This window comes from Streptomyces sp. NPDC086787 (assembly GCF_044745865.1).
Lineage (GTDB): Bacteria > Actinomycetota > Actinomycetes > Streptomycetales > Streptomycetaceae > Streptomyces.
In genome coordinates, this window is record NZ_JBIVBC010000005.1 from 325,061 (window position 1) to 335,478 (window position 10,418).

Genomic DNA, 10,418 nt, shown 5'->3' on the forward strand with positions numbered 1-10,418 from the left:
GAAGCGGGGGAACAACGGGGAAACGGGGAGGGTGATCTCGCGCCATGCGCAAGGGGATCAGAGTCGGCATCGTGGGCGGAGTGTGCACGGTGCTGGTGGCGGGGGCCGGATACGGGGCGTACAACCTGGTGTCCGCACTCGGCGGCACGGGATCGGACGGCACCCCGCAGGCCACGCGGACCGGGCCGCCGAGCGAGGACGAAGTACGGGACACCACACGGAAGTTCTTCACCGCCTGGGAGAAGGGGCAGGGCACGACGGCCGCCTCGTACACGAACAACGCGGCCGACGCCGGACCGCTCCTGACGGCCTACGGCAGCGGCGCGCACATCACCGGGGTGCACATAAGCCCCGGCACGGCGACCGGCACCAGCGTGCCGTTCACGGTGAAGGCGCAGGTGTCGTACGGCGGGAAGGCCAAGCCGCTCGTCTACCGGAGCCGGCTGACCGTGGTGCGCGGTGAGACCAGCCACCGGCCGCTCGTCGACTGGCAGCCGTCCGTGGTCCACCCGCAGCTGAAGCGCGGCGACACACTGGTCACCGGCGCGTCGGCGAGCCCGGCCGTCGAGGCGGTGGACCGTGACGGGAAGGTCCTGACGAAGGAGAAGTATCCCTCCCTCGGCCCGATCCTGGACGCGCTGCGCGACAAGTACGGCGCCAAGGTGGGCGGCACTCCCGGCGTGGAACTGGCGATACGGCACCAGGGCGAGGGGGTGGCCGACACCACCCTGCTCACCCTGGCCAAGGGGCGCGCGGGCAGGCTGCCCACCACACTGAGCGCGAGCGCGCAGGCGGCGGCCGAGACCGCCGTACGGAAGTACGCGGAGTCGTCCGTGGTGGCCGTGAAGCCGAGCACCGGTGAGGTGCTGGCGGTCGCCAACCACCGCGACGACGGCTTCAACGCGGCGTTCCTCGGCGAGCTCGCCCCCGGCTCCACGATGAAGATCATCAGCTCGGCGGCGTTCATCGACAACGGGATCACCACGGCGAACGGCCCGGCGCCCTGCCCGCCCACCGCGATGTGGCAGAGCCAGACCTTCAGCAACCTCAAGAACCTGCCCGCCGACGAACACGCCACCCTGGCAAGCAGTTTCGCCCGCTCCTGCAACACCGCCTTCGTGGCGTACACGGGCAAGCTCAAGGCCGGCACCCTGACCGACGAGGTCCAGGACCGGTTCGGGCTCGGGCGGAACAACTGGAAGGTCGGCGTCCCGTCCTTCGACGGCCGTGTCCCCGCCTCCACCGGCCCGGACATGGCGGCCAACCTGATCGGCCAGGGCCAGGTGCAGATGAGCCCGCTGAACATGGCGTCGGTGACGGCGACGGCGACGACGGGCACCTTCCGGCAGCCGGTGATCGTGCCGCGGGGCCTCGACAACCGTCCACTGGCCACCGCCCGGGGCCTTTCGGCCGGGACGGTCCAGCAGCTGCGGTCGATGATGAAGCGCACCGCGGTCAGCGGCACCGCCGCCGAGGTGATGCGCGGACTGAGCGGCAGCATCGGCGCGAAGACCGGCTCCGCCGAGGTCGACGGGCAGGCGAAGTCCAACAGCTGGTTCACCGGCTACCGCAACGACGTGGCGGCCGCGGCCATGAGCGAGGACGCCGGGCACGGCGTCGACGCGGCGGGCCCGATTGTCGCAGAAGTGCTACGGATCGCCCGCTGAAGTCACTCGTGCAGAAGGGGACTTTAGGGTGGGTGCCGTCGTTGAGAAGCGTAAAGGCCGCACAGGCCGCATAAGCCACGAGGGCCGCGGGGACCTCGGGGAACCGTAGCTCGGGGAACCGTCGGAGGAACTGGGGCAGTGGGCAAGAGAAGACGCGCCGCCGAGCGGCGCAAGGCCAGACCCGCGCTCGTCGGCGGAGTGATCGTCGCGGTCGTCGGCGGCCTCGGCCTCGGCGCCTACACCCTCTACGGCGGCGGCGCGGAGGCGGAGGGCCGTACGGAGGCCCGCAAGGCGGTCAAGACCGGCCCGCTGTCCGCGACCGAGGTGCAGACCTCCGCCACCCGCTTCCTGGCGGCCTGGCAGCAGGGCAGCGTGAGCCGGGCCGCCGCCGCCACGGACGACTCGGCGGCCGCCGCCGCGCTGCTCACCGGCTACACCAGGGACGCCCACCTCAAGGACGTCACCGTCACCCCCGGCTCCCGCACCGGCGACAAGGTCCCCTTCTCCGTCAGGGCCACGATCAGCTACCAGGGCCTCAGCAAGCCGCTCGCCTACGACAGCACGCTCACCGTGGTCCGCCGCGCGAGCGACGGCAGGCCGATGGTCGACTGGCACGCGTCCGTCCTCCACCCGGACCTGAAGGACGGCGACCGGCTGGTCACCGGCGAGTCCGGCACCCCGCCCGTCAAGGCGCTGGACCGCCACGGCGGGGAGGTGACGGCCGCGAAGTACCCGTCCCTCGGCACGGTCCTCGACGGGCTGCGGGAGAAGTTCGGCAAGACGGCGGGCGGCAAGGCGGGCATCGAACTGCGGGTGCTGCGCGGCAAGGCGTCGAAGGCGGCCAAGCTGTCCGACAGGACGCTCGTCGAGCTGAGCAAGGGCACCCCGGGCACGGTGCGTACGACGCTGAGCCCGGTCCTCCAGTCGGCCGCCGAGCAGCAGGTCGCCAAGCGGGAGCGGGCCTCGGTGGTGGTCATGCGCCCGTCGACCGGGGAGATCCTCGCGGCGGCCAACAGCGGCCACGGCTTCAACACCGCGTTCCAGGGCTCGCTGGCCCCCGGCTCCACGATGAAGGTCATCACGTCGTCGCTGCTGCTGGAGAAGGGCCTGGCGTCCCCGGAGAAGCCGCACCCCTGCCCCAAGACGGTGAAGTACGGTGGCTGGACCTTCCACAACGACGACGACTTCGAGATCAAGGGCGGCACCTTCAAGGCGAGCTTCGCGCGCTCCTGCAACACGGCGTTCATCAGCCAGGCGGAGAAGCTGGACGACGCCGACCTGGCGAAGCAGGCACAGCAGGTGTTCGGGCTGTCCATGAACAACTGGGCGATCGGCGTGCCGACCTTCGACGGTTCGGTGCCGGTGCAGTCGGCGGCGCAGATGGCGGCCGAGCTGATCGGCCAGGGCGGCGTGCGCATGAACCCGCTCAACATGGCGTCGGTCGCCTCGACCGTGAAGGCGGGCACCTTCCACCAGCCGTATCTGGTCTCCCCCGACGTGGACCACCGCCGGACGGCCACCGCCGCCCGCACGATGTCCGCCTCGACGCTCGCCCAGCTCCGCGAGCTCATGCGCTACACCGCCGCGTCCGGCACGGCGGCCCAGGCCATGTCAGGCCTCGGCCCGGACTACGGCGCCAAGACCGGTTCCGCCGAGGTCGACGGCCAGGACAAGCCCAACGGCTGGTTCACCGCCTACCGCGGTGACCTCGCGGCGGCGGGCGTCGTCCAGGCGGGCGGCCACGGCGGCGACACGGCGGGCCCGATCGTGGCGGCCCTGCTGCGGGCAGGGAGCTGATCAGCGGGCCACCGGCTCCTCGGCCGCCACGTAGGTCCGGCGCAGGAACCGCAGCAGGGCCTTCGACTCGAACTGCACCAGCTCGACGCCGTGCCCGGAGTGGAACTCGACCACGGCCTGGACCCGGCCGCACGGCCACACACGGACACCGTCGCTCTCGGCCGGTGCTCTGAGGCCGCGTTCGAGGAGGGCGCGGGAGAAGGTCCACTCGTGCGGGCCGGGCAGGTCGATGTGGACGGATCGTGGGTCGGCCTCGGGGTCGTAGCGCAGGACGACCGGGACGGCCGGCTGTTCGTCCGGTACGTCCTCGTCGGTGACGATGTGGGCTCGCGCGTACTGCTCGACTACGGGCATCGGACCGCCCCTAACGGTGCGTAACCTTTGTGGAGGCCGTGCATCCGCCTCCACCCCTCCAATGTCGCATATTCTGCGCATTCCGCTCAGTGGAGCGCAATGCTCTCATTTGTGCATTCCATGACGTTCCACGACCGCCTCTCTCTTGCAAAAGGGTTGCAACAAGCCACTAAAATCAAGACGTGCATGTACCTGACGGATTCATCGACGCGCCCACATCCGCTGTCACCGGTGTGGTGGCCGCCGGAGCCATCGCCGTGAGCCTGCGCGGCGCCCGTCGCGAACTCGACGAGCGGACCGCCCCCCTGGCCGGCCTGGTGGCCGCCTTCATCTTCGCGGTGCAGATGCTGAACTTCCCGGTCGCGGCCGGGACCAGCGGGCACCTGCTCGGCGGTGCCCTCGCCGCGATACTCGTCGGTCCCTACACCGGGGTGCTCTGCGTCTCCGTGGTCCTGCTCATGCAGGGCATCCTGTTCGCCGACGGCGGCCTGACCGCGCTCGGCGTGAACGTCACGGACATGGCGATCGTCACGACGGTCGTGGCGTACGCCGTCTTCCGCGGCCTGGTGAAGGTACTTCCGCGCGGGCGGCGCGCGGTGACCGTCGCCTCCTTCGCCGCCGCCGTCCTCTCCGTCCCGGCCGCCGCCGTCGCCTTCACCCTCATCTACGCCGTGGGCGGCACCACCGACGTCCCGATCGGCAAGGTCGCCACCGCGATGATCGGCGTCCACGTCCTCATCGGCCTCGGCGAGGCGGCGATCACCGCGCTCACCGTCGGCGCCGTCATCGCCGTACGGCCTGACCTCGTGTACGGCGCCCGCGGCCTCCAGCAGCGTCTCAAGCTCCGGGTGGGCGGCGAACTCGTCGACGCCCCGGCCGCCGAACCGGCCCCGGTTCCCGCCGCCGCCCGCTCGCACCGCAAGATCTGGATCACCGGCCTGGTCACGTCCCTCGTGCTCGCCGGGTTCGTCAGCTTCTACGCCTCCGCCAGCCCCGACGGCCTGGAGAAGGTCGCCCACGACAAGGGCATCGACCGCAAGGCCGAGCAGCACGCGGCGGCCGACTCCCCGCTCGCCGACTACGGCGTCAAGGACGTCCAGAACGCCCGTCTCTCCGGCGGTCTCGCGGGAGTGATCGGCGTCGGCGTCACGGTCGCGGCGGGCAGTGCGGTGTTCTGGGCGGTGCGCAGGCGCCGCACCGGGGACGCCGCGGGAGCCGCGGACGTGTCGCCCGCGGGCACGGGAGCCTGAGGTGGGTGCGGGGCACGCGCACCGGCTGTACCGGCACGGGCACTCCGCCGTCCACGCACTGCCGCCGCACACCAAACTCGCCGCCGCCTTCGCCTTCGTCGTGGTCGTGGTGTCCACCCCGCGGGAGGCGATGTGGGCCTTCGGCCTGTACGCCGTCCTGCTGGGCGTTGTCGCGCATCACGCCCGGATACCCGCGCTGTTCCTGCTCAAACGGCTACTGATCGAGGTGCCGTTCGTCGCCTTCGCGCTGCTCATGCCGTTCGTGGCGGAGGGCCGCCGGGTGGACGTGCTAGGCCTGTCGCTGAGTGTGAACGGCCTGTGGGGCGCCTGGAACGTGCTCGCCAAGGGCACCCTGGGCGTGGCCGCGTCCGTGCTGCTGGCCTCCACCACCGAGCTGCGCGAGCTGCTCCTCGGCCTGCAACGGCTGAAGCTCCCACCGCTGCTGGTCCAGATCGCGTCGTTCATGATCCGCTACGGCGACGTCATCACCGACGAGATGCGCCGGATGCGGATCGCCCGCCAGTCACGCGGCTTCGAGGCGCGGGGCATGCGTCACTGGGGTGTGCTCGCCAAGTCGGCCGGAGCGCTGTTCATCCGCTCCTACGAGCGCGGGGAACGCGTGCACCTGGCCATGGTGAGCCGGGGGTACACCGGCTCCATGCCGGTCATCGACGAGGTGACCGCGTCCCGGGCGCAGTGGTCGCACGCCCTCACCCTCCCCTGCACCGCGCTCGTCGTCTGTCTGCTGGGATGGGTGCTGTGACAACTACGCCTGTGCCTTCACTGGAAGTGGCCTCGCTGGCCTTCGCATACCCCGACGGACACCAAGCCCTGTTCGGGGTGGACTTCTCCATGGGCCGCGGTGAGCGGGTCGCGCTGCTCGGACCGAACGGCGCCGGGAAGACCACGCTGGTGCTGCACCTCAACGGCATCCTCGGCGGCGGCAGCGGCAAGGTGACCGTGGCCGGGATGCCGGTCGGCAAGAAGCACATGGCGGAGATCCGGCAGAAGGTCGGCATCGTCTTCCAGGACCCGGACGACCAGCTCTTCATGCCGACCGTGCGGGAGGACGTGGCGTTCGGCCCGGCGGCCGCCGGACTGAAGGGAGCCGCGCTGGAGGAACGGGTGCGTACGGCGCTGGAGCGGGTCGGCATGGCCGACTTCGCCGAGCGCCCGCCTCACCATCTGTCCTTCGGCCAGCGCCGCCGGGTCGCCGTGGCCACGGTGCTCGCCATGGAGCCGGAGATCCTCGTCCTGGACGAGCCCTCCTCCAACCTCGACCCGGCCTCCCGCCGCGAACTGGCCGACATCCTGCGCTCGTTGGACGTGACCGTGCTGATGGTCACGCACGACCTGCCGTACGCGCTGGAGCTGTGCTCGCGCTCACTGATCCTGAGCGACGGAGTGATCGCGGCGGACGGCCCGACCGGCGAGCTGCTGTCCGACGACACCCTGATGCGCGCCCACCGGCTGGAGCTTCCGTTCGGCTTCGACCCGAGGTCGGTGCGGGCGTGACCGTGCGGGTGAACGGCACGGTTGCCGAGGGCTTCGAACCGGTCGGGGAGGCGTTCGCCCGGAACTTCGAGCTGCTCGGGGACCGGGGCGCGGCGGTGGCCGTCTACCGGGACGGGCACCGGGTCGTCGACCTGTGGGGCGGCACCAGGGACGTCGACGGCACGGCCCCCTGGGAGCGCGACACCGCGCAGATCGTGCGCTCCGCGACAAAGGGGGTGGCCGCCGCCGCGGTGCTGCTCCTGCACCAGCGCGGGCAGCTGGACCTGGACGCACCGGTGGGCGGGTACTGGCCGGAGTTCAAGATCGCGGGCAAGGAACGCACCCGGGTGTGGCACCTGCTCGCGCACCGGGCGGGCGTGCCGGTCCTCGACCGTCCGCTGACCCCCGAGGAGGCTGCCGACCCCGACCTCGGCGCACGGGCCGTCGCGGCCCAGGCACCGGCGTGGGAGCCGGGCACCGACCACGGATACCACGCGCAGACCTACAGCTGGCTCACCGCCGAACTGGTACGACGCGTCACCGGCCGCCCGATCGGCGAGTGGCTGGCGGCCGAGGTCACCGGGCCGGCCGGAGCGGACTTCTGGCTCGGCCTGCCCGAGGCACAGGCGGCCCGCGTGGGCCGGGTCGGCCGCACCGAGGCCCCCGAGGCGACCGGCGCGCTGAGAGTCCGCCCCAGACGGTCGGTCACCGAGGCGTACGCCGACCCGGAGTCGCTGACCCGCCGCGCCTTCGCCGCGATCACCCCGCTGCCCGACGAGAACGCCCCCGCCTACCGCGCCGCCGCGCTGCCCGCCTCCAACGGCATGGCCACCGCCGACGGCCTGGCCCGCCTGTACGCGTCGCTGATCGGCCGGGTCGACGGCGGCACACGGCTGTTCGACCCCGAGACGGTGGAGCTGGCCCGGGGCGAGCGGTCCGCCGGCCCCGACCGGGTGCTCGTGGTGAACACCCGCTTCGGGCTCGGCTACATGCTGCACGGCAGCGCGTCCCCGCTCCTGGCCCCGGGCTCCTTCGGCCACCCGGGCCGCGGAGGCGCCCTCGGCTTCGCCGACCCCGAGTCGGGCATCGCCTTCGGCTATGTCACCAACGGCTTCCGCCGGAGCGTGACGGCGGATCCGCGGGCGCAGGCGCTGGTCGGAGCGGTGAAATCGGCGCTCGGCCAGACGTGACGTGACCGGACGCGACTAGACGTGACTAGACGTGAATGGGGTGCGAGATCCGCCCGGAGGCGGAGTCGATCTCGTCGTGCGCCTTGGTCAGCAACTCCATCGCCAGCTCGTTGAGCGCCCGCGCTCCCGCGATCTCCTCACCGACCCGGGGCTGACTGGAGTCCGTGTCGTGCCTGCTGGCACTCCCGTGCGCCGTCACCTCGCTGCCGTCGGGCAACCGCACCAGCGCGGCCGCCCTGGTGTGCCGGTCGTCCTCCTCGAACTCCAGCTCTATGTGCCATCCCACCGGGGTGTGCATCGTGGACCACCTCCGAAATAACCTGCTTCCAGGGTGCTCCCGGACGCCCCGGGCGGCAGCTCAGGAGGACCGGCGGCTCAGGGGTGCTCAGGCGTCCGGCTTGTCGAAGCTGGCGAAGTAGGCGGCGACCATGTCCTCGCCGCCGTGCCCCTGGGCGGCGGCACGGGCGAACCGCTCGGCGGCAGCGGCGGCCACGTCGAGACGCGCGCCATGGTCCGCACCGGCCCCGACGATCAGCCGCGCGTCCTTCTCCGCGGTGGTCACCGCGAACTGGGCCGGTGTGAGGCGTCCGTCGAGCACCAGCGCGGCCTTGGCCCGCAGGTACCCCATGTCGAGCGGTCCGCCGTCGATGAGGCCGAGGAAGTCCTCCGGATCGACATCCAGCACCTTGGCCAGGGCCAGCACCTCGCCGGTCGCCGCGGTGACCGCGAGAACCCAGCTGTTGGCTACCAGCTTGAGCCGGGTGGCACTGCCCGCCGCCCCGTTGTCACCGGTCCACAGCGTGCGGACGCCGACCGCGTCGAAGACCGGTTCCACCGTCCGCCGGCCGTCCCGGGGGCCCGCGGCCAGGACCGTGAGCCGACCGGCCTCCGCGGGCTGCCGGGTACCGAGCACCGGGGCGTCGTAGAAGACCAGGTCGTGCCGGTCGGCGAACCCGGCCATGTCCGCGATCGAGTCGATCCCGGCGGTGGTCGACTGCACCCACACGGCACCGGCCCGCAGCTCCGGCGCGGCCTCGCGCATCGTCTCCAGGACGGTGTCACCGTCGTACAGCATGGTCAGTACGACGTCGGCGTCCCGCACGGCCTCGGCGGGCGTGCCGACGACGTGGACGCCGTCGGCGGCCAGCGGCTCGGCCTTGGCGCGGGTGCGGTTCCAGGCGCGGACGGTGTGCCCGGCCCTGCGGAGGCTGCGGGTCATCGCGGCCCCCATGATCCCGGTACCCAGGACACCTACGGTGAGCTTGTCTGCCATGACCACTCCTGTTCCCGGGAGGTTCTTGGACTTCCTGGTTCGAGCGTCCCGCACTATCCGGTGTGCAGCATCAGCCCGATTCCCACGACCAGCAGTCCGGCCGCCGCGATCCTCGGCAGGCCGAACCGTTCCTTGAAGAATGCCGCGCCGATGGCCGCGCCGACGAGGATCGAGGACTCCCGCAGTGCGGCGACGGGTGCGAGTTCCGCCCGGGTCTGCGCCCACAGGACCAGCCCGTACGCGGCGACCGAGAGCGCGGCCCCGAGCAGACCGAGTACGGCGACGGGACGCAGTACGGCGACGGTCTCGCGCCGCCAGCGGAAGCAGACGGCGTACGCCGGGACGGCCAGGCCCTGAAGCACCATCAGCCACGCGGTGTAGCCGAGGGCGGAACCGGAGGCCCGCACACCGAGCCCGTCCACCACCGTGTACGACGCGATGGACAGCCCCGTCGCCAACGCGGCCCCGATCGCCGCCCAGTTGGGCCGGTGCCCGCGCATCCCCCACACCGCCACGCCGGTCAGCCCCACGCAGGTGAACGCGATGCCCGCGGCGCCCCAGCGGTCCGGCACCTCGTGCGCGAAGAGCGCCGCGAAGAGGGTGACCACGAGCGGCGCGGTTCCCCGTGCGATCGGATACGCCTGCCCGAAGTCCCCGAGCCGGAAGGAAGCCATCAGCAGGACGACGTAGGCGAGATGGATCCCCGCCGAGAGCATCAGATACGGCCACGCCCGCCCCGCAGGGAACTCCGCGAACGGCGCGATCACCGCCCCGATGAGCACCCCTCCCGCGAGGATCAACGTGAACCCGACCAGCTTGTCGGTGATCCTGTGGGCGATCGCGTTCCAACTGGCGTGCGTGACCGCGGCGAGCAGTACGGCCGCGGAGACCAAAGGCGTCATGCCTGCACGCTAACGCGCACGTGTGTTGCATATGCAACCGGGTTTCGCTGTCCGGCCGACAAGGGTCGGATCAGGCGGCCCGGAGGATGTCGACCTGGCCTTCGTGACCCCTCGGCACCACCGGCTGCGTGGACTCCAGCGAAAGCCACCATTCCCAATCCCTATCCCTCGGCGGCAAATCCGAGAAGTAGAGGAACAGCAGGTACGCGGCCACCGTGATGACCACGACGACTGCCGCGCCCACGCTGATCCACAGCTTGCGGCCGGACCAGCGACGCTGCGCCCGGGGCCCGGCGGCCTTGGTGTCCTTCGCCTCGACCTTGTCGGCGGCCTTGGCGTCCTTGGTGGCGGCTCTGGTGTCCTTCGCCTCGGCTTTGGTGGCGGCCTTGGCGTTGCTCGCCTCGACCTTGTCGGCGGCCTTGGCGTCCTTGGTGGCGGCTCTGGTGTCCTTCGCCTCGGCTTTGGTGGCGGCCTTGGCGTTGCTCGCCTCG

Annotated in this window: 11 protein-coding genes; 6 read left to right on the top strand and 5 right to left on the bottom strand. The window is 71.7% G+C overall.

The genetic code is table 11. The features are described from left to right. Positions 1-44 precede the first annotated feature (44 nt). Both ACIPK3_RS15775 and ACIPK3_RS15780 read left to right on the top strand, forming a co-directional pair. Positions 45-1,667 carry a penicillin-binding transpeptidase domain-containing protein gene (locus ACIPK3_RS15775; protein WP_402569960.1) on the top strand — a complete coding sequence of 541 codons (1,623 nt, stop codon included), beginning with the start codon at positions 45-47 and terminating at the stop codon, positions 1,665-1,667. Positions 1,668-1,805: 138 nt separating this feature from the next. Continuing rightward, complete coding sequence (locus tag ACIPK3_RS15780; RefSeq protein WP_402569962.1) at positions 1,806-3,464, top strand: penicillin-binding transpeptidase domain-containing protein; 1,659 nt, start codon at positions 1,806-1,808, stop codon at positions 3,462-3,464. On the opposite strand, the gene ACIPK3_RS15785 is transcribed toward ACIPK3_RS15780, so the two are convergent. Beyond that, positions 3,465-3,818, bottom strand: a complete 354-nt coding sequence (locus tag ACIPK3_RS15785; protein ID WP_402569963.1) for an SsgA family sporulation/cell division regulator — start codon at positions 3,816-3,818, stop codon at positions 3,465-3,467. 182 nt (positions 3,819-4,000) lie between these two features. Between ACIPK3_RS15785 and ACIPK3_RS15790 the strand changes: the two genes are divergently transcribed. From ACIPK3_RS15790 to ACIPK3_RS15805, 4 genes are read left to right on the top strand one after another with little or no spacing between them, the layout of a single operon-like run. Further along, positions 4,001-5,068, top strand: coding sequence for an energy-coupling factor ABC transporter permease (locus tag ACIPK3_RS15790; RefSeq protein WP_402569965.1), 1,068 nt, complete (start codon positions 4,001-4,003; stop codon positions 5,066-5,068). 1 nt (position 5,069) lies between these two features. Next, a complete protein-coding gene (cbiQ, locus tag ACIPK3_RS15795) occupies positions 5,070-5,831 on the top strand; it encodes a cobalt ECF transporter T component CbiQ (protein ID WP_402569966.1) in 762 nt (253 codons plus the stop codon). Beyond that, on the top strand, positions 5,819-6,583 hold the full coding sequence (locus tag ACIPK3_RS15800; protein ID WP_402569968.1) for an energy-coupling factor ABC transporter ATP-binding protein: 765 nt from the start codon (positions 5,819-5,821) through the stop codon (positions 6,581-6,583). Before cbiQ ends, ACIPK3_RS15800 begins: the two co-directional genes overlap by 13 nt. Positions 6,584-6,585: 2 nt before the next feature. Next, positions 6,586-7,752, top strand: coding sequence for a serine hydrolase domain-containing protein (locus tag ACIPK3_RS15805; RefSeq protein ID WP_402570214.1), 1,167 nt, complete (start codon positions 6,586-6,588; stop codon positions 7,750-7,752). Positions 7,753-7,777: 25 nt separating this feature from the next. On the opposite strand, the gene ACIPK3_RS15810 is transcribed toward ACIPK3_RS15805, so the two are convergent. The 4 genes from ACIPK3_RS15810 to ACIPK3_RS15825 form a co-directional block, all read right to left on the bottom strand. Beyond that, entirely contained in the window at positions 7,778-8,050 is a 273-nt protein-coding gene (locus ACIPK3_RS15810) for a DUF1876 domain-containing protein (protein ID WP_402569970.1), read from the bottom strand. 87 nt (positions 8,051-8,137) lie between these two features. Further along, positions 8,138-9,031 (bottom strand): NAD(P)-dependent oxidoreductase, encoded by an 894-nt coding sequence (locus ACIPK3_RS15815; protein ID WP_402569972.1) that lies wholly within the window; start codon positions 9,029-9,031, stop codon positions 8,138-8,140. A gap of 47 nt (positions 9,032-9,078) precedes the next feature. After that, complete coding sequence (locus ACIPK3_RS15820) at positions 9,079-9,927, bottom strand: EamA family transporter (RefSeq protein WP_402569973.1); 849 nt, start codon at positions 9,925-9,927, stop codon at positions 9,079-9,081. A gap of 70 nt (positions 9,928-9,997) precedes the next feature. Next, positions 9,998-10,418, bottom strand: a 421-nt coding sequence (locus ACIPK3_RS15825; RefSeq protein ID WP_402569975.1) for a hypothetical protein, incomplete at its 5' end; no start/stop codon positions are given.

Coding starts and splice junctions, on each gene's coding strand:
- ACIPK3_RS15775 (WP_402569960.1), top strand. CDS start 45: ATGCGCAAGGGGATCAGAGTCGGCATCGTGGGCGGAGTGTGCACGGTG.
- ACIPK3_RS15785 (WP_402569963.1), bottom strand. CDS start 3,818: ATGCCCGTAGTCGAGCAGTACGCGCGAGCCCACATCGTCACCGACGAG.
- ACIPK3_RS15800 (WP_402569968.1), top strand. CDS start 5,819: ATGGGTGCTGTGACAACTACGCCTGTGCCTTCACTGGAAGTGGCCTCG.
- ACIPK3_RS15810 (WP_402569970.1), bottom strand. CDS start 8,050: ATGCACACCCCGGTGGGATGGCACATAGAGCTGGAGTTCGAGGAGGAC.
- ACIPK3_RS15820 (WP_402569973.1), bottom strand. CDS start 9,927: ATGACGCCTTTGGTCTCCGCGGCCGTACTGCTCGCCGCGGTCACGCAC.